Genomic DNA, 19,445 nt, shown 5'->3' on the forward strand with positions numbered 1-19,445 from the left:
CCAGACAAGAGTAATCTGCAAACGCTTTCGTTATAATACGCCGCGCCGGCAGCTATTGTCGTGAATACACCCGATGCATGTACGCATCGTCCTGATTACGGGGCCCTGATGTCCGAGCCGTTACCCTTGACTCCCGAGCCATTGCTACAGGCAGTTAACCTGCAGTGTGAGCGGGACAAGCGGATACTTTTCCGTGAGTTATCGTTTTCCATACTGCCCGGTACGGTAACCCGTGTCGAGGGGCCAAACGGCTCCGGCAAAACGACGCTGCTAAGAATCCTGGCCGGCCTGAACGATGCGTGGACAGGCGAGCTTAAGTGGTGTGGATCTCCGCTGGCAGATCAGCGGGAAGCATTTTTACGGAACATGCTCTATCTCGGGCATCGACCGGGTATCAAACCCCTGCTTACTCCTATGGAAAACCTTCGGGCCTTGATGGCGGGTCGCCGGCCAGTGTCTGATGCGGCGTTATGTCAGGCTTTGCAGGGTACCGGCCTCGCTGGCTATGAAAACGTACCTTGCCGAAATTTGTCTGCCGGCCAGCAACGCAGGGTTGCACTGGCTCGGCTGTTGATTGCGGATGAACCCCTTTGGTTACTTGATGAAGTGTTTACCGCCATTGATGTAGACGGTGTGGCAGCTCTTGAGGCGCTTCTGCAACAGCGGGCTGCCGAAGGTGGCGCCGTGCTGGTTACCACTCACCATGACCTGGCGTTGCCGGGCATGCACAGGCTTGTACTCGGCGCGGGAGGCATAGCTGATGAACGCTGAAGCCCGTCCGACAGTCCGGTTTGCCAGCAGCAATGTGGGTGCTTTGGCTGCCATGAAAGGTGTGTTTGCCCGGGATATGAAGGTGGCGTTCCGGCAACGTCAGGATCTGCTCAACCCGCTGCTGTTTTTTATTATGGTGGTTTCCCTGTTTCCCCTGGGTGTCAGCCCGGAAGTCTCATTCCTGAGGGAGGCTGGCGCCGGTATACTATGGGTGGCGGCGTTGCTTTCTGTGTTGCTGTCATTGGATCACCTGTTTCGCCATGATTTTGACGATGGCACGCTGGAACAACTTGTGCTCCAGCCACAGCCCCTGTTTCTGCTGGTTCTGGCAAAAACTACGGCGCACTGGATGCTGACAGGCTTGCCTTTGGTCATTTTGACTCCGGTTCTTGGTGTAATGGTGCATCTCGACGGGAACTCTATCGCTGTTTTGTGTCTAACGCTGCTGATCGGTACACCGGTGCTGAGTTTGATTGGTGCCATAGGTGCAGCATTAACGTTAGGATTGCGATCGGCAGGCGTGCTCTTGTCTCTGCTGATCATTCCACTGTACATTCCGGTGCTGATATTCGGCACAGGCACGGTTGCGGCGGCGGGGGATGGCGCTGCGGTGGGAGCCTATCTGGCGTTGATGGGGGCTTTCCTGATGTTAGCGCTGACGCTGGCGCCATTTGCAGCAGCAGCAGCGCTTAAAATCAGCTTGTCGAATGGATAAAACAAGGTAAACGGTAGGACGGTGACCATCTGATGTGGCAATTTTTTCACAAACTGGGTTCCCCAAAATGGTTTTTCGGGATCTCCGCCCGGTTCATGCCCTGGCTGCTGGCAGGCGGTATACTGCTGCTTATGGCTGGCGTAGTCTGGGGCTTGGCGTTTGCGCCAAAGGATTATCTGCAGGGCAATAGTTACCGGATCATATTTATCCATGTGCCAACAGCGTTTATGGCGCAGTCTGTCTACATCATGATGGCCTCTGCAGCTGTTGTAACGCTGGTATGGCGCATGAAACTGGCGGATGTATTCGTTAAAGCTGTAGCACCCGTAGGCCTGGTACTGACATTTTTGGCTCTTTTTACTGGCGCAGTGTGGGGCAAGCCAACCTGGGGCACCTGGTGGATTTGGGATGCCCGGCTCACGTCCATGTTGATTCTGCTGTTTCTCTATGGCGGCGTCATCGCACTGGATCGCGCTATCAATGACGAAAAATCTGCAGCCCGCGCGGTTGCCGTGCTGGTGCTGGTCGGGGTAGTAAATATCCCCATTATCAAATACTCCGTGGACTGGTGGAATACACTGCATCAGCCCGCGACGTTCAAACTCACAGAAAAACCATCCATGCCGGCGGAAATGTGGGTGCCGTTGTTGCTGTCAGTGCTGGGCCTGTACCTGATTTTTGGCTGGCTTGCCTGCGTGCGCATGCAGACAGAGATCTTGTGCCGGGAGCAGCGCACCCGCTGGGTAAAAGAATTCGTAATGAAAGGAAGGGTCTGAACCATGGCATTTGATTCCTTTTCTGCCTTTATCGCGATGGAAGGTCACGGCCCATACGTTTGGGCCTGTTACGCTGTTTTTTTCGTGCTGATGGTTGTGATGATGGCTGGCTCGGTGCGGAGCAGGGCTGCAATAATTGAATCCTGTCGCCGTGGTTATGAGTTTCAGGCCGACAAGGGTAAAGTGGCCTCGGCTCCGGCATCCTCTGCGTCCTTCGCGCGCGTAAACGTTTCTCAAGACTGACTGACAGGTATGTAAATGCATCCGATCCGTAAAAAGCGGCTGACCGTTGTTCTGTTTTTACTGGCAGGGCTCTCGATTGCGGTAGGGCTGACAACCTACGCGCTACGACAGAATATCAATCTGTTTTATGACCCTAGCCAGATTTCTGCGGGTGAGGCACCGGTTGATGTGCGAATACGCGCTGGCGGTATGGTGCAGGAAGGCTCGGTATTACGGGATCCTGACACTCTGAAAGTCGAGTTTCTGGTAACCGACTACAGTGCTTCTGTGCCGATTGAGTACGTGGGCATCCTGCCCGACCTGTTTGCAGAGGGGCAGGGCATTGTCGCCATGGGCAGGCTCAACAGTGAGGGGCGCTTTGTGGCAGACCAGGTTCTGGCCAAACACGATGAAAACTACATGCCCCCGGAGGTAGCCGGTGCTCTGGAAAAAGCATCAAGTGCTGAGGGCAAGCCGATGCCTGTCAATGCCAAACCGGCAACCTACTAAACACATTACAACCAACAGCCTGATTCCTGGAGAGCTTTGATGTACCCCGAACTCGGACAGCTTTCACTGATACTCGCGCTAATGCTGGCGGTGCTTCTTTCGGTTGTACCCCTGGTTGGCTCACTTACCGGCCGTGACAACCTCCAGGCGTTTGCCAGGCCCTTGACCACAGGCATGTTTGTGTTTGTCGGCCTGGCGTTTGCGGTGCTGACCCATGCGTTTCTGACAGATGATTTCTCCGTGGCGTATGTGGCCAACAACAGCAACAGTATGCTGCCTTGGTACTACAAGTTCAGTGCGGTGTGGGGTGGCCACGAAGGTTCACTGCTGCTGTGGATACTGATGCTCACCGGTTGGACCATGGCCGTTGCCATCTTCAGTCGCCGTTTGCCTGCCGTTATGATTTCCCAGGTGTTGTCAGTGCTTGGCATGGTCAGCGTTGGTTTTATGCTGTTCATTGTTATGACATCAAATCCCTTTGACCGTCTGTTGCCCAATGTGCCGGCTGATGGTGCGGATTTGAACCCGCTGTTGCAGGATTTTGGCCTGATTGTTCACCCGCCCATGCTGTATATGGGCTACGTTGGTTTCGCGGTAGCTTTTGCATTTGCCATTGCGGCATTGATCAACGGTCGTCTGGATGCTGCGTGGGCCAGATGGTCGCGGCCCTGGACCACTGTTGCCTGGGCCTTTCTTTCTGTCGGTATTGCCCTTGGCAGCTGGTGGGCCTACTACGAGCTCGGTTGGGGTGGCTGGTGGTTCTGGGATCCCGTAGAAAACGCCTCCCTGTTGCCATGGCTTGCGGGTACTGCCTTGATGCATTCTCTGGCGGTGACAGAAAAGCGCGGAGTTTTCAAAAGCTGGACGGTGTTGCTGGCGATCGTTACCTTTTCCCTGAGTCTTCTTGGTGCCTTCCTGGTGCGCTCGGGCGTGCTTACCTCGGTTCATGCCTTCGCATCTGACCCCGAACGCGGCAAGTTTCTTCTGGCGCTGCTGGCGTTGACGGTTCTGGCCAGTTTGATGCTGTATGCATTTCGGGCGCCCGTGGTTCACGTGCGTTCCCGCTACGGTTCCCTTTCGCGGGAGATCTTCCTGCTGTTGAATAACGTGCTACTGGTTTCGGCAACACTGTTGGTTGCTGTGGGCACTCTTTACCCGCTGGTTCTGGATTTCTTTGAGCTGGGCAAAATATCTATCGGCGAACCTTTCTTTAATCTCACCTTTAGCCCGCTTGCGATCGCTACGGGGCTGCTGCTCGGCGCGGGCACCTTTTCCCGCTGGAAGAAAACGGACGGTGGTTGGCTGGCGCGAAAGCTGCTGTGGCCGTTGGCGGTCAGCATACTGCTGAGCACAGCCGTTATGGTGATCTATGGAGGATTCAAGCCTTGGGCGTTCCTTGGTGTGTTCACAGCCGCTTGGGTGACCGTAACAACATTCTGGGATTTGTGGGATAAGTCCTCGTCGAAAAAGGGCCGGGTACATGGCCTTAAGCGTCAGTCCCGCAGTTACTACGGAATGGTGCTTGGCCATCTCGGCCTGGCACTCACCATGGCAGGCGCCACGGTTGTGTCGAACTATGGCATAGAACGCGATGTGCGCATGGTGCCGGGTGATGTAGCAGAGGTTGGTGATTACCAGTTCCGTTTTGTGGATATAGGCGAGCGTCGGGGCAGGAATTTTACCGCCCAGTACGGAACTTTTGAGGTATTGCGGGATGGCAAGCATGTTGCTGAGCTACATCCTGAAAAGCGGCAGTACGCTGTGGGCATGAGCGTTATGACAGAAGCAGATATTGATGCCGGTTTGTTCCGGGATATCTTTGTTGCTGTAGGTGAGCGCATTTCGGATAACGCCTGGGCGATTCGTCTGCAATACAAGCCGCTTATTCGCTGGCTCTGGCTTGGTGCCTTGTTTATGGCCGCCGGTGGTTTCCTGGCTATTTCTGATCGCCGTTACCGGATTCGTGACCGGGCAACTGAGGGCTCGAAGTCCTCACCTCAACCGTCGTCAACACAGACTGACCCCCGGAGCACGGCCGGAGCGGTTTCATGAAGCGTTTTTTGTTGTTCTTGCCTTTGCTGGTGGCCATCGTAGTGGGTGCATTTCTGTTTGCCGGCATCGGCAAAGATCCCACCAAACTGGATTCTGCTCTGGTCGGCAAGCCGGTTCCGGTATTTAGCCTTAAAGGCCTGAAGGAACCTGAGGCAACCTATGATGAGAGTCTGTTTCAGGGCGAGATCACCTTGCTGAACGTTTGGGGCACTTGGTGCCCCGCTTGTCGGGATGAGCATGGCGATCTTATGTGGTTGGCCCAGGAAAAGAACGTGACGATCATTGGGTTGAACTATAAGGATAACCGCGATGACGCTTTGGTCTGGCTGGACCGGCTAGGCGACCCGTACAGCGAGGTGATCTTTGATCCAAAGGGGACATTGGGTTTTGATCTGGGTGTTTATGGCGCGCCAGAAACCTTTGTTATTGATGCCTCCGGCATTGTCCGATATCGCCATGTGGGCGTGGTTAACGTTGAGGTATGGGAACAGATCCTGTTGCCAGTGATTAATGACGCGCGGGAGAACGGCTGATGCTCCGGATTGTGTGTTTGTTGCTGGCAATGGTAGCAACCAGCGTTACCTATGCAGATGTGTCTGCTGTGTATGGCTTTGACAACCGCAGTGAAGAACAGCGTTATCAGAACCTTATTGCGGAGCTGCGTTGCCCGAAGTGCCAGAACCAGAACATTGCGGATTCAAACTCGCCCATTTCCAAGGACATGAGAAACGTGGTTTATCAAATGATGCTGGACGGAGCCAGCAACGAGGAAATTGTTGATTCTCTGGTGGGCCGCTTTGGTGAGTTCGTAAAGTACAAGCCCGATCTGGATCGGCGCACCTTCGTGCTATGGGCCACACCCGCAATTGCGGTTCTGGGCGGCCTGCTGGTGGTTGTTGGAATTGTTGTACGTTCGCGACGAACCGGAACAGCCGCGCCAGCACTCAGCGCTGAAGAACAGGCCCGGATTGATCAAATGCTCGCGGAGCAAGCGCGTAACGGCAACGACTGACGCGCACTTACGGCTAATGCCTGGCTTCGTAGCTATATGCACCGCTTTATTCATTTTGAACCTGTGATGATATCTCCATGACTCAAACTTTCTGGATTGCCGCAACGGTACTGATCATTCTTGCCTTGGGGTTTGTACTCTACCCTGTAATGTTTCACCGTCGGGATACCCGGCAGCAGACGGATCTCCGAAACCAGAATTTGATGGCATATCGCAGCCGCATGGCAGAATTAAAAAAAGAGCACCAAGCCGGAATTATTGACGAAGAGACCTACCAGCAACTGCGGGACGAACTTGCCGGCGCCATGCTGGACGACGTTCCCGAGAATGAAGCTCCGGAAAAAACCGTTCCCGGCCGTAAGGCTGCCATGGCGGTGGGCCTGGTATCGATACTCCTGGTACCTGCTGCGACCGTTATGCTGTATGAAGAGTGGGGCGCCATGGATAGCGTTGAAGCATTCGCTGCCATGCAGGAACTGGGTGGTACAGACGCAGCCCGTGCAGCCGAGATGAACAAGCTGACAGGGCAATTACGTGCGCGGTTGGAGTCCAGCCCTGATAACCCGGATGGCTGGGCTATGCTGGGCCAGACCTACATGCGTTTGCAACGATACGAAGATGCAGCCTGGGCATTCCGAAAACTGGCTGACAGCGTAAAGAATGATGACGGATCCCGGGCAGTTGCTCTCGGGCTGTCAGCACAGGCACAGTTTTTCCGCAGTCAGGGTGCCATGACCAATGAGGTAACCTCTGCAATTGAAGAAGCGATGTCATTGGATCCTGATGAGGTTAACGCGCTTGGCTTGCTGGGTATTCATGCGTTCAGTCAGGACAACTACCGCAAAGCTATCGGCTACTGGGAGCGGATTCAGGAAGTGGCACCAAACCATCCTCAGCTGGCCTCAATTCAAGGTGGAATAGCAGAAGCATACGCGCGGCTCGGTGAGCAGCCGCCCGCAGAAGCACCCGCCTTCGCAGCTCCCGATGATCGTGCGGAGGGCGTGGGTGTAACTGTGCGAGTGACGCTCGATGAGGCACTCAAGCAGGATATTCCTGAAGACACCACACTGTTTATTTTTGCCCGTGCGGCCAACATCCAAAGTGGACCGCCTTTGGCCGCTGTAAGGCTCATAGCGGGGGCTTTGCCCATTGAGGTCCGTTTGGATGATAGCCACGCGATGGCGCCGCAAGCGGTGATATCGGGCGTAGAAAGCGTTATTGTAACGGCGCGCCTGACGCTTTCCGGCAATATTCAGGCGCAACCGGGTGACTGGCAGGGCAGCACTGATTCACCGATCGAGGTGTCCAAAGATGAGGGGTCGCCAGTGGCCGTGGTGATTGATCAGGTGCTGACTAACAATTGATCAGGCGTCGCCAGACCTGCCTCTACACTGAAAGAGTGTCGGGGTAGAGAGGCGGCAAAACCTCTTTTGTAAACGATTTGTCTACCTGCTCCCTGGCCTTCGTGAGGGTCTGGGTTAAGCGTTTACCCTCCCATTGTTCACTGCTTACCCCTCCACCGGAATGCTTTCGGCTGAACAGGTGTGCTTGTAAGGCACTGAGTTCCTTTTCCAGGTCGGGTGCCGGAGCGACGCGAAAAACCTCTAAAGCGGAGCGGAAGTTGTGGCCCGGCCAGCGCAGGTTCGCCCAATGTACGAACAGGCCCAGTGTGGCAGCCTGACCTTCTTTTGCAGCGCTAAGCAACCGCTCAAATGCCAAGCGCTCACTCCAGTTCTCGGCAGAATCAGAGTGAGTAGGGGAAGCCGATTCATTCGCCACTTTGCGGGTCCGCCACCAGGCAAGCATCGTCAGTACCCATATCCCGGCCAATACAAGGCTGGTCCATTTCCAGAACTCGCTTCCAGCTGTTGTACCTGTGCTACCCGAATCTACTTTGGTGTTGCTTTCGGCTGGCGTGCTCTGGCTATCTGTTGGGCCTGCGACGGGCGCAGTTGCGCCGCCTGATGCAGCCACATTGAGAGTTTGCGCCGGGATGAGGGCCACTTTTTCACTGTCGGACTCTGTATCCCACCAGGGAATCCTGATCGCAGGGAGGGTTAGCTTCCCAGCATGTACCGGCACCAGTGCGCGGGTCTGTGTAAGGGTGGATGTGAGACCCTTGGGCCCTGAGCTGGTGTCCCGCTGAGGCTCTTCCGGATAACTGCGAAGCCCATCTGGCACGGCATCTGGTAAAGGTGGTAAGGCTTCTGAGGGCAGCCCGATTGCCTGCAGGCTGAGTGTGCGAGTGATATTGTCGCCGGTTTTCAGGTTAAGGATGGGTGGCATACCGGCTTCAGCCAGAGTGAGGCTGGTGGCCGGTAACCAGGTTGAACCACTGAAATCTGCTGGCACATCTTTGATTGGAACTTCAAACAAGGAGGCGCTGTCCCGCAGGAATCTGAGTGAGCCGTCTGGATTTCTGGCCTGGCCTTCAAACCGAATCGCGGGCAGGTTGAGCACGCCAGGTTTTTGCGGGAATACAGCGTAACGCCGCTCGACGACCCGGTAGCGCACGCCATCCCGATCACGGGAAAACTCACGCTGTTTACCCAGTGTTTCGATAATCGCATTGGGGTGTTGCGGATCAGATAATTCACCACGTATAAGGTTGCCGCGGAAGAACAGCCTCACTGTCAGGATCATTTGCTCCTGAACATAAACTTCGGCTTTGTCTGCTGTCAGTTCAATAAAACTGTCCCGGTTCGTGCCCGCCTCGTCTGGAGGGTTGCCGCCGACAACTTCAATGGTCACTGGCTTGGATACAGAATCCTTGAAAGTCAAAGCAGGAATGGTGAGCTTTCCGGTGGATTTAGGTGCTAATTGATAGGTCCAGGTGATTTCCCCCACCATATCGCTGTTAATGGTACGGATGTTGTAGCGCTGGTTGCGGGCGAGTATGTCGAAGTCTGCCTCCACCTGTTCTATGTCAGGCGAAGGCAGGTTCGATAAATCGAAATCGAACAGATTACTCAGGCTGATGTCGATTTCGGTGTTGCCCTTAACGGTAAGCGTCAATACCTCGCCCTCGTAAAGTCGGGTTCTGTCTGGCTCCACCGAGAGCTCGCTGGCGTGTGCTGATAGCCCGATAGCCATCAAAAGAGCCATAAAAACCGTCAGCCAGATTGTGGGTATGATCGGCTGTTTTACCATGGTGTATCACCTTCATCAGATGGTGTCTGGCGTTCCTGATACTGTTGCAGGAATTTTCTCTGTAGAAGCCCGCCCGGATTGTCTGGTACCCGTCGCAAGGACTGCTCTTGGCTCTGGGTCAGAGGTGTTTCGGATACCGGCGCGGGTGCCTGAGTTTCTTGATCTCCAGGCTCTGCCTCCATGGCTTGAGCGCCTGCCTCGTTGCTTTCAGACTCATCGGCTGGATTTTGCTGGTCGGGCTCTTCCGTTTTGCCGTTCTGTTGCTGATCGCCGTTTTGCGTCTGGTCAGAGTTTTCGTCGGAGCTTTGGCTCTGCTCCTCGCTTTGGTTGTCACCGGCTGAATCGGAGGGGTTTTCCTGTTGCTGGTCGCCTTGGTCGTTTGAGTCCGAGGAGTTCTGATCGCCCTGATCCTGATTGGATTGTTCCTTCTGCTGCTGTTTGAGCAGGTCTTCAACCAGCTTGCGGTTAAAGTGGGCGTCTTCCATCTCCGGGCTGCTGTCCAGAGCGCTGTCATAGGCCTCAAGCGCTTCCTGCAGCTTACCGGCACGGGCAAGGGCGTTGCCACGGTTGTAATCTGCAAGAGCGGTATCTGCCCGGGAGAAGGCTTTGGCGGCGTCCTCGTAACGTTCTGCTTTGTAGAGCGCCGACCCCAGCCATTCCGGGGACTTCAATATCTCTGCTGCCGCACCCGGGTCGTCCTTGATCAGTTGCGCCGCTCGTTGGTCTTCCCGTTGCCAAAAGCTGCCCCAATCAAGAGCAGCAGCGGGCTGTGGTATGGCTGGCAAAAAAAGAAGCGCCATGGCGGTAAAGGCTCCCCGGCGCCAGCCTAGTAATAGTAACGGCAAAGCCAGCCATAACAGCCAGTAACCATCGTCTTGCCAGCGGTTGATCGTTAGTCCTGTGTCATTGTCCTGCCACTCGTCGGACTCCACAGGGCGAAGCTTCAGGGCGGTTATGTCTTTGTCATCCAGGGTCAGTTCATGGCTGGTACCACCGCTGCTTCGAGCCAGCTTCGCGAGCACGTCGGGGTCGGTGCGGGTTATCACAATCTTGCCGTTGTCCCGTATAAAACCCCGGCGGGCAAGTGGAATCGGGCCACCATTGCGGGTACCTGCTGCCAGAGTGCTGAGGGTATACCCGGTGCCTTTTAGTGAATTACGGATAGTCTCTTGATAGCGCTCTGGAACACCATCGGTAATCAACAGAATGCGGCCCTGACCTGGTGCGCCTTGCTCCAGAAGCGCCCGCGCTCTGGCAACTGCCAGGTCGGCGCGGTTGCCCTGAGCCGGCATGATAATCGGATCAAGTACGCTGAGCATGCCGGTGAGCGTGTTGCTGTCGTCCGTGAGGGGGGTAACAACGTGTGCATCGCCCGAGTAGACAACCAGTCCGGTAAGGCTACCTTCCCGAACCGCAAGAATATCGCGGATTTTGCGCTTTGCCCGGGTAAGTCGATCGGGTTCCAGATCCGTCGCCAGCATGGATAAGGACAGATCGAGCGCGATCACCAGGCTGTCCCCCGGCTTTTTTAGAGGTGTTGGGGCTTCGCGCCACGCAGGCCCTGCAAGAGCCACTGCCAGGAGAACGATTGCGCTGATGGCGGGTACAAGTCTCGATCCGCGCTTGTTTGTTGTGCCGCCATAACGCCGGATGACCGGCGATAAAAACTGTTCTGGAATGAAGCCAGACCAGCCGCTATCCCCGGAACTCTTGCGCTTCAGCGCCAGGTAAAGCACCGGCACCACTAGCAATAGAAGAAGCCAGAGCGGGCGCATAAAATGGAAATCAGCCATCACCCACACTCCTGCCTGTGATCTGTCTAGCCCGGCCAAACTTGCCTGCGCTGCGCCTGAATACAAACAGGCCAAGCCAAAGAGCGACAGCCAAACCCGCAGGCCAGAAGAACAGATCGGTTACCGGGCGGTAGGTTTTGCCCTCCAGCTCAATGGGCTCAAGTTGGTTGATGGTTTCGTAAATCAGTTCCAGCTCTGGCAGGCTGCGGGCTCGAAAATACTCACCGCCAGTCTGTTGGGCCATTCGTATCAGCAGGTTTTCGTCGAGATCTCTGGAAGGATTCACCCGGCGAGAGCCAAGCAGGCCGCGGCGGATCATGGAGTCGGCACCTATGCCGATGGTGTATAGGCGAACCCCGGCAGCGGCGGCAATTTCTGTCGCTTTATCGGGAGTAATTTGCCCCGCGGTGTTGGCACCATCGGTAAGTAGCACCACGACCCGTTGTTGCTGGGGGCGCTCTCGCAAGCGCTTGGTGGCGAGGCCGACTGCATCGCCAATGGCGGTTGCGCGCCCGGCCATGCCAATGCCTGATTCCTGCAAAAGCGTTTCGAGGGTTTTCAGATCGAAGGTCAAAGGCGCCTGAACATAGGGCTCGGTGCCGAACAGTATCAGGCCCAGCCTGTCACCTTCCCGGTGAGCAATAAAGTCATTCAGTACTCTTTTAACGGCCTGTAATCGATTAATACTGCGGCCCTGAATGATCATGTCCTGCTCTTCCATGCTGGGTGAAATGTCTACCACCAACATCAGATCGCGCCCTGATACGGGCATTTGCACTTGTTCACCGACATGTTGTGGCCTTGCCAGCGCCAGCACCAGCAGGGCCCAGGCCAATATAAGCAAAAGACTTTGCCAGGGTGGCACGCTATTGCCCTGGCGAGTCACTCCGGGTAAATCCGAGAGCCAGTGCCCAACCGGGAAAACCGGAGCATCCACAGGGTGTGCGGCGGGTTTTTTCCATTGTAAAAGCAGAGGCACCAGAATCAGCAGTAGTACCCAGGGGTAGCTGAGGCTCAGCATTTTTGCGCCTCCAGCCAGATACGGGCGAATTCCAGGGCCTGGGCCGGTTCGGTTGTCGGTTCCGGTTGCCAGGCGCTGTTTATCAAGGCGTCGACAATGGGGCGATGTGCGATTCGGCCATCGGGGAGGTGGCGTATCAAACACTCGGCCCATTGCTCACCGGTTTGGGCTTCAGGAATTTCCTCTGGGTAACGTATCCGTGCCACTCGTTTAAGCAGTGTATTGAGTTGCGTGAACCACTGGGGGTCTTTAACGGCCGAGCGCTCAAGAATGGCCAGCTCGGCTTTTGCAAGCCGCAGCCAACGATTTCGACGGTGGCGACGAAGAGCAACCCAGGTCAAAGCTGTGACAGCAACAATCAGGATAAAGCCAAGAATCCACCAGCCAAACGCAGGGGGCCAGAAGCCCCCGGTTTGTGGCAGGTGAATATCTCGCAGCTGGCTGAGGGGGGCGTCGGGCATCATCCGATACGCCCCCCGGGCCCGAGAATGGGTTTAAGGCTCAAAGCTGGTGCTTTCCGGGTTGAAATGTTTGTTGCCCTCACACCGGACAATCGGAAGCATTCTTCAAGCCTGGCTTCGTGCTGAGTCGTTTTGTCATGCCAGGCCTGCTGAAAACTGTTGTTGGATGCATCAAACCAGATTGGCCCATCGATTCCGGCGATGGCAAAGCGCCCGCTTTGCGGTAATTCTTGCTCCAATGGATCCACTACCCGCAACGCGCTGACACTGTTATGGCGTGCCAAGGCGCCCAACAGCGCTGGGGTATTTTCGGAGATGCCGAGAAAATCGCTGAGTACGAAGATCCGGCTGCCAGTGTGGGCAACGCGCCTGGCCTCAGTCAGTGCGGTGTCCAGGGTGATCTCTGATGCGGAGTTCTCTAGTGAGGTTCGCTGATGGTTGGCGAGGGTGTCCAACAACTGCAGAACGGACTTCTTTCGCCGCGCCGGGCGCTGTACGTTCAAGGTGTTACCGTTAAATACGATACCGCCAACCTGGTCACCTGCCAAAAGCGCAAGCCAGGCAAGGATGGCCGCAAGTTGGGCACAGCGAACCTGCTTGAAAGCACCAGTACTGCCAAAGAAGAGCGTAGGGCCCAGATCGCACAGTAGCAGTACCGGGCGTTCACGTTCTTCTTCGTAAAGTTTGGTGTGAGGCGCCTGGCGCCGCGCTGTTACCCGCCAGTCGATACTGCGGATGTCGTCTCCTGGCTGGTAAAGCCGTACCTCCGCAAAGGCCATGCCGCGTCCACGCTGTGCAGAGCGCTGGAGTCCGGCCTGCCGCGCTCGTGCCTGCTGTGCCGAGGGTAACTTCAGTGCCCGAGCATCCGCCTGCAGGCGAATAAGTGCCTGCAAGCTGGCGCGGGTTGTTTCATCACTGGCGCGTAGATCCATGGCCAGCCTCAGGCGCTCACAGGTACACGGTCAACCAGGCGCTGTATTACTGTATCGGCGGTTATGCCTTCTGCTTCAGCCTCGAAGGTCAGCAGTATCCTGTGTCTGAGCACATCAAAAGCCACAGCGCGAATATCATCTGGTGTTACATAATCTCTGCCGTTGAGCCACGCAATGGCACGGGAGCACCGGTCGAGCGCAATAGTGCCGCGTGGGCTAGCTCCAAAGGCTGTCCAGCGTGCGAGTTCCGGGTCCAGGCTGCCCGGGTCTCTGGTTGCCAGAACCAAGGCAAGCAGGTATTGCTCAACTGATTCGGCCATAAATATATCGGCAGCCTCAGCACGGGCTTCGAAAACCTGATCGGCGGTCAGTCGAATCTCAGCTTCTGGCTGGCCTTGCCTGTAATCATTTCTGGCCAGATGCAGAATGGCCTGCTCTGCCTGAGCGGAAGGGTACCCGATCACCACATGCATCAAGAAGCGGTCAAGCTGGGCTTCTGGCAACGGGTATGTTCCTTCCTGCTCAATAGGGTTCTGAGTCGCCATCACCATAAACAGGCGATCCAGCGGGAAGGTGCGCATGCCCACGCTGACCTGGCGTTCACCCATAGCTTCAAGCAGAGCGGACTGAACTTTGGCTGGAGCCCGGTTGATCTCATCCGCCAGGACCAGGTTGTGGAAAATCGGCCCTTGCTGGAACTCGAAAAGCCCGGTTTCTGCCCGGTATATCTCGCTGCCGGTAACGTCGGATGGCAGTAAGTCCGGGGTAAATTGAATGCGATGGAAATCCCCGGTCAGGTGATCTGCCAGGGCCTTTATGGCGGTGGTTTTGGCAAGCCCTGGAGCACCCTCAACCAGAAGATGACCGTCCGCAAGTAATGCAGTGAGCAGGCGATCAACCAGTTTTTCCTGCCCAATAATCCTTTTGGCTAGCTGTACCCTTAGTTCACCGAACGTATGCTGTAACGACATGGAAATTGATTGCTCTCGTGCGTAAGTAGTTGCCGCAGTTTTGGTGTCTGGCCGGCAAAAATCAAGGGTTTGACTATGCTTATCTCACGATATCCCTATTACGTTTATTTCACACACTTTGAGGTCGCCCATGAATGCGCTGACAGTGGCTAGCAAAGATCAGTTTTTTGAGCTTTTGACTGAAGAATTCTCCAAGAAGCTTGCCAAGGCCGAAGCCAAGAAAATCAGCGAATTTGCAAAGCAGCATTACGCCCATATTCCACTGGATGAACTTCTTGGCCGGCGCCTGTCTGATACCTACGGCGCGGCAATGGCTGCCTGGCAGTTTATGCAAAAGCGCAGTGCAGACGAAACGTCTGTCGCTGTCTTTAATCCGGATCTGGAAAGTGACGGCTGGCAATCTACCCACACGGTTGTGTTTATTCTGCATCCGAACATTCCCTTCCTGATTGATTCCCTGCGTATTGCCATTAACCAGAGGGAAATTGCAACACACTCCATTCAGCATTCCATTTTGCACCTGGAGCGGGACAATGCAGGCCAGCTTAAAGACTTGCTTGCGGTCAAGAAAAGCGAAGCGGCTTCTGCTTACGAAGCCTTTATTGTTCTCGAAATTGCCAGACACAGTAAGCCGGAAGATTTGAAAGAGCTTGAGGAACTGCTGCAAACCGTCCTGCACGAGGTTCGTATTGCAGTGTCGGATTTCCCGGTTGTCACCGATAAGGTCAAGCAGATCATTAAAGAGCTGGATAACACCTCAGCAGGGGTGAACAGCGCGCAAAAGGAAGAGGCGCAAGCGTTCCTGACATGGCTGGTGAATGATCACTTTACGTTTCTTGGCTACGACGAGTATGACTTTGCCAAGGATAAATCCGGTATGGTTGTTCGCCGGGTTGAGAAGTCCGAACTGGGAATACTTCGTGTAAACAATGAGCGGCCAGAGATGGTTCGTCTTGACAAGCTGCCTCAGCGTACGCGCCATGAAATGACGCGTGCGGATGATATTTTTATTTTCGCAAAGTCTGCCCAGCGTTCGCGGGTTCACCGCCCTGCCTATCCGGATTATATCGCGGTTAAAAAGTTCAACAAAAAAGGTGAGGTAGTTGGCGAACGCCGATTTCTGGGCCTGTATACGTCTCGCGCATACAATGAGCGGCCGGATGAAATACCGCTGCTCAGACGCAAATTCCAGAATGTCATGAAGCGCTCAGGGTTCCTGAGAGAAGATTACGCAGGTAAAGAACTGGAACAGATTCTTACGCTCTACCCCCGTGACGAGCTGTTCCAGATTGCCGAGGATGAGCTTCTGGATGTGGCAAAGAATATCTTGTACATACAGGAGCGCCACCGTATTGAGCTGTTCATGCGTGAAGATATTTACGGTCAGTTTGTTACCTGTCTGGCATTTTTTCCGAGAGACATATACGACACCGAGCTCCGCTTGAAGGTAGAGCGGGTGCTGCTAGACGAGCTGGGCGCTGAAGATATCGAGTTTGTGACGCACTTTTCCGAGTCTGTACTGGCTCGAGTGCAGTTCACTATCCGTGTTCCTCAGGTTGAAAATCGCAAATTGCCGTTTGCTGAAATCCGGGAGAAAGTCATCGAACTTGCCCAGTCCTGGCGCGACGGGCTCTCCAGTGCCCTCAGCGAAACCTTTGGAGAAGAGAAGGGTAACGAGCTCCAACGCCTGTGGGCGAGTGGTTTCCCGGCGAGCTACACCGAGATGTTCTCGCCACGGCGAGCGGCCATTGATCTGGAGCACATCTCGGCAGCCTCTAACCGCAGCGACCTGACCATGAGCTTATACCGGGCGCTGGAGGAAAACGAAAGTACGCTGCATTTCAAGCTGTTTTATCCCGACCAGTCCCTGCCACTTTCAGATGTTATGCCTATTTTTGATAATCTGGGCTTCCGCGTTCTGGGCGAGCATCCGTTTGAGGTAACAGACCGGAACAATAAAACCGTATGGATTCATGATTTCACTCTCTATGCCCATGGCGGCGAGGTTGTTGATATTCATAGGGTAAGGCCGATCTTCGAGGAGCTGTTTCACCGTGTGTGGTTCGGCGAAGCGGAAAACGATGCCTTCAATCGTATGCTCGTAACCTCTTATATGAGCTGGCGGGAAATTGCATTACTACGCACCTATGCCCGCTACATGCGCCAGATCCGCTTCTCTAACAGCCAGACCTTTATCTCCAACACCCTGGTGAACCATGTGGAGCTCACCCGGATATTGCTGGAATACTTTGAGGTGCGTTTCAATCCGGATCGCTTCAAGAGCGAGGCCAAGTGCCAGGCTGCCCAGCAGAAATTGGAGATTGAGTTCAATGCTGGCCTGGAAGAGGTGGATAATCTGAGTGAAGACCGTGTGCTCCGCCTTTATCTGATGCTGATGCAGGCCACGCTTCGCACCAACTACTACCAGCTGGACGAAGCCGGCCAGCCCAAGCCTTATATCAGTGTGAAGTTTGACCCTTCCGGAATCCCGGACATGCCACTGCCGCTGCCTGTATACGAAATATTTGTGTACTCGCCACGAGTGGAGGGCGTGCATTTGCGCGGGGGCAAGGTCGCCCGGGGCGGTTTGCGTTGGTCGGATCGTTTTGAGGACTATCGCACCGAGGTTCTGGGCCTGGTAAAAGCCCAGCAAGTAAAGAATGCAGTGATCGTTCCTGTGGGTGCCAAAGGCGGCTTTGTTGCCAAGCGCCTGCCGGATTCCTCTGATCGCGAAGCGTTCCAGGCTGAAGGCGTTGCAGCCTACAAAACGTTTATCCGAGGTTTGCTCGATATTACTGACAACCTGGTAGACGCAAAAATACAGCCACCAGAGCGCGTGGTTCGCCACGATTCGGACGACCACTACCTGGTTGTAGCAGCCGATAAGGGTACAGCTACATTCTCTGATATTGCCAATGGGTTGGCGGCAGAATATAACTTCTGGATGGGCGATGCCTTTGCCTCCGGCGGCAGCAATGGCTATGACCATAAGAAAATGGGTATTACTGCCCGGGGTGCCTGGGTGTCTGTTGAGCGCCACTTCCGCGAGTTGGGCATAAACCCGGCGGAGGATGAGTTTACTGCCATTGGCATTGGCGACATGGCTGGGGATGTGTTCGGCAACGGCATGCTGAACTCAGAGAAAACCCGCCTGGTGGCAGCATTTAACCATATGCATATTTTTGTCGATCCCTCGCCTGACGCCGCCAAGAGCTACAAAGAACGTAAGCGGCTGTTCGAGAAACCCCGCTCAGCCTGGACGGATTACGATCCTAAACTGATCTCCAAAGGCGGTGGGGTGTTCAATCGCAATGCGAAATCCATAGCGATAAGCCCGGAAATCAAGGAGCTACTGGACATAAGTTCTGATCGCGTGCCCCCGAATATGTTGATTTCACACATCCTGAAAGCTCGTGTCGATTTGCTTTGGGTTGGTGGCATCGGCACCTACATTAAGGGCAGCAGCGAATCCCACAGCGATGTTGGCGATAAAGGTAACGATGGGGTTCGCATCAACGGTGGAGAGGTACGCTGCAAAATTATAGGTGAGGGCGGTAACCTGGGGATGACCCAGTTGGGTCGTATTGATTATGCCCTGGCCGGCGGGCGGTTGAATACAGACTTTATTGATAACTCCGGTGGTGTTGATTGTTCAGACCACGAAGTGAACATGAAGATTCTGCTCAACCGTGCAGTTGCCTTGGGTGATCTCACGTTCAAGCAGCGCAACGTAATGCTGGAAGAAATGACAGACGACGTGGCTGCGCTCGTTCTCAAGAACAACTATCGGCAGACTCAGGCCATCAGTATTGCCAACGAGGATAGCGCTCCACGCCTTGAGGAATACCGTAGGCTGATGAACACTTTCGAAAGCGAAGGGAAGCTAAACCGGAGCCTTGAGTTCTTGCCGGATGACGACACTCTGTCAGAGCGTAAGCTGAACAATAAAGGGCTGACCCGGCCTGAGTTGTCGATCCTTATCGCCTATGTGAAGGGCGACCTGAAACAGGCTCTTATCGACAGCGATTTGCCGGACAACCCACTGCTTGCCCGTGAAATGTACAAAGTGTTCCCCCGGGACATGACTCAGAACTTCTCTAAGGAGCTCGGTGAGCATCAGCTGCGACGGGAAATTATTGCCACGCAGGTTGCTAACGATATGGTCAACCACATGGGAATTACCTTTGTGGAACGGTTGAACCAGTCCACCGGAGCGGACGCTGCATCCATCGCGTTAGCCTGGCTGATCACCCGGGATGTGTTCCGGATTGATAACTGGTGGGACAAGATTGAACATCTCGACTATCACATTCCTGCGCAGCTGCAGATGGAGTTGATGCAAGGGCTTATGCGGCTGATGCGCCAGTCAGTGCGCTGGTTGTTACGTAATCGCCGGGCGGAGTTGAACATTCAGAGTCATATGGAGCGCTTTGCGGATGCTGTATGGGCTATTACGTCCAATCTGTCGGAATATCTGGGTGAGCAGGCAAGAGCCGGATGGGAAGAGCGTAACCAGGCGTTGATTGGTGCCGGTGTGCCTGCGGAACTGGCATCTGTGCTATCCGGCACTGGTTACCTGTATTCATCCCTTGGCATTATTGAGGCTCAGGAAGTTACCGGCATGCCTCTTAAAACGGTTGCCAATCTCTATTACGAGCTGGGTGACAGGCTGGACGTGACCTGGTTCGCCACGGCTATTACCAGTCTCAAACCGGGATCTCACTGGCAGGCGCTGGCGAGAGAAAGCTTCCGGGAGGATCTGGATTGGCAACTGCGTGCCGTGACCACCGGTGTTCTGAATATGGCCGGAAACCCAAAAGATGTGCCTGCCAGTGTAGATGCCTGGATGCAGCGGCATGAGGCCTTGATCGACCGCTGGCAAGCCATGTTGGTAGAGCTTAAGGGAGTGAGGGAGCCGGAATACGCCATGTTTTCCGTAGCGCTGCGGGAACTTCTGGATCTGGCGCAAAGCACCTTGCATCAATCCGGTAGTGAGAGCTAGCTCGATCAAGCCGGGATGATTCCGGCAAACCGAGTATTGCGTTGAAGCCGTGATTCC

At 54.9% G+C, this 19,445-nt stretch carries 16 protein-coding genes; 10 read left to right on the top strand and 6 right to left on the bottom strand.

Features of this window, described 5'->3' with window-relative positions; translation table 11 throughout:
- The first annotated feature begins 108 nt into the window (after positions 1 to 108).
- From ccmA to ccmI, 9 genes are all read left to right on the top strand, one after another.
- Positions 109 to 771, top strand: coding sequence for a cytochrome c biogenesis heme-transporting ATPase CcmA (gene ccmA / locus CDH47_RS08545; protein ID WP_100639465.1), 663 nt, complete (start codon positions 109 to 111; stop codon positions 769 to 771).
- Complete coding sequence (gene ccmB, locus CDH47_RS08550) at positions 761 to 1,486, top strand: heme exporter protein CcmB (RefSeq protein ID WP_100639466.1); 726 nt, start codon at positions 761 to 763, stop codon at positions 1,484 to 1,486. Before ccmA ends, ccmB begins: the two co-directional genes overlap by 11 nt.
- A 32-nt stretch (positions 1,487 to 1,518) precedes the next feature.
- A complete protein-coding gene (gene ccmC, locus CDH47_RS08555; protein ID WP_100639467.1) occupies positions 1,519 to 2,262 on the top strand; it encodes a heme ABC transporter permease CcmC in 744 nt (247 codons plus the stop codon).
- Positions 2,263 to 2,265: 3 nt separating this feature from the next.
- On the top strand, positions 2,266 to 2,505 hold the full coding sequence (gene ccmD / locus CDH47_RS08560) for a heme exporter protein CcmD (RefSeq protein WP_100639468.1): 240 nt from the start codon (positions 2,266 to 2,268) through the stop codon (positions 2,503 to 2,505).
- A 15-nt stretch (positions 2,506 to 2,520) separates the two neighbouring features.
- On the top strand, positions 2,521 to 2,994 hold the full coding sequence (gene ccmE, locus CDH47_RS08565) for a cytochrome c maturation protein CcmE (protein WP_100639469.1): 474 nt from the start codon (positions 2,521 to 2,523) through the stop codon (positions 2,992 to 2,994).
- 39 nt (positions 2,995 to 3,033) lie between these two features.
- On the top strand, positions 3,034 to 5,046 hold the full coding sequence (locus tag CDH47_RS08570; RefSeq protein ID WP_100639470.1) for a heme lyase CcmF/NrfE family subunit: 2,013 nt from the start codon (positions 3,034 to 3,036) through the stop codon (positions 5,044 to 5,046).
- Positions 5,043 to 5,579 carry a DsbE family thiol:disulfide interchange protein gene (locus CDH47_RS08575; protein ID WP_100639471.1) on the top strand — a complete coding sequence of 179 codons (537 nt, stop codon included), beginning with the start codon at positions 5,043 to 5,045 and terminating at the stop codon, positions 5,577 to 5,579. The genes CDH47_RS08570 and CDH47_RS08575 overlap by 4 nt, the downstream gene beginning before the upstream one ends.
- The gene (locus CDH47_RS08580) at positions 5,579 to 6,058 is read left to right on the top strand and encodes a cytochrome c-type biogenesis protein (protein ID WP_100639472.1); all 480 of its coding nucleotides are present in this window, start codon (positions 5,579 to 5,581) and stop codon (positions 6,056 to 6,058) included. Before CDH47_RS08575 ends, CDH47_RS08580 begins: the two co-directional genes overlap by 1 nt.
- Positions 6,059 to 6,135: 77 nt before the next feature.
- Entirely contained in the window at positions 6,136 to 7,422 is a 1,287-nt protein-coding gene (gene ccmI / locus CDH47_RS08585; RefSeq protein ID WP_100639473.1) for a c-type cytochrome biogenesis protein CcmI, read from the top strand.
- Positions 7,423 to 7,444: 22 nt separating this feature from the next.
- Here the strand turns inward: ccmI and CDH47_RS08590 are convergent, their stop codons facing one another.
- Genes CDH47_RS08590 through CDH47_RS08615 form a run of 6 tightly spaced genes read right to left on the bottom strand, consistent with a single transcriptional unit; the run spans position 7,445 to position 14,386 of the window.
- Positions 7,445 to 9,208 (bottom strand): BatD family protein, encoded by a 1,764-nt coding sequence (locus tag CDH47_RS08590; RefSeq protein WP_100639474.1) that lies wholly within the window; start codon positions 9,206 to 9,208, stop codon positions 7,445 to 7,447.
- Positions 9,202 to 11,001, bottom strand: coding sequence for a VWA domain-containing protein (locus CDH47_RS08595; RefSeq protein WP_193601616.1), 1,800 nt, complete (start codon positions 10,999 to 11,001; stop codon positions 9,202 to 9,204). Before CDH47_RS08595 ends, CDH47_RS08590 begins: the two co-directional genes overlap by 7 nt.
- Entirely contained in the window at positions 10,994 to 12,022 is a 1,029-nt protein-coding gene (locus CDH47_RS08600; protein WP_100639476.1) for a vWA domain-containing protein, read from the bottom strand. Before CDH47_RS08600 ends, CDH47_RS08595 begins: the two co-directional genes overlap by 8 nt.
- Positions 12,016 to 12,486: a DUF4381 domain-containing protein gene (locus tag CDH47_RS08605; RefSeq protein ID WP_100639477.1), complete on the bottom strand. Its 471-nt coding sequence runs from the start codon at positions 12,484 to 12,486 to the stop codon at positions 12,016 to 12,018. Before CDH47_RS08605 ends, CDH47_RS08600 begins: the two co-directional genes overlap by 7 nt.
- Positions 12,483 to 13,415 (bottom strand): DUF58 domain-containing protein, encoded by a 933-nt coding sequence (locus tag CDH47_RS08610; protein ID WP_100639478.1) that lies wholly within the window; start codon positions 13,413 to 13,415, stop codon positions 12,483 to 12,485. The genes CDH47_RS08605 and CDH47_RS08610 overlap by 4 nt, the downstream gene beginning before the upstream one ends.
- A gap of 8 nt (positions 13,416 to 13,423) precedes the next feature.
- Positions 13,424 to 14,386: an AAA family ATPase gene (locus CDH47_RS08615; RefSeq protein WP_100639479.1), complete on the bottom strand. Its 963-nt coding sequence runs from the start codon at positions 14,384 to 14,386 to the stop codon at positions 13,424 to 13,426.
- Between the two features lie 130 nt (positions 14,387 to 14,516).
- On the opposite strand from CDH47_RS08615, the gene CDH47_RS08620 reads away from it, so the two are divergent.
- Positions 14,517 to 19,388, top strand: coding sequence for an NAD-glutamate dehydrogenase (locus CDH47_RS08620; RefSeq protein ID WP_100639480.1), 4,872 nt, complete (start codon positions 14,517 to 14,519; stop codon positions 19,386 to 19,388).
- The last annotated feature ends 57 nt before the right edge of the window (positions 19,389 to 19,445 follow it).

It is taken from the genome of Marinobacter salexigens (assembly GCF_002806945.1).
GTDB lineage: Bacteria > Pseudomonadota > Gammaproteobacteria > Pseudomonadales > Oleiphilaceae > Marinobacter > Marinobacter salexigens.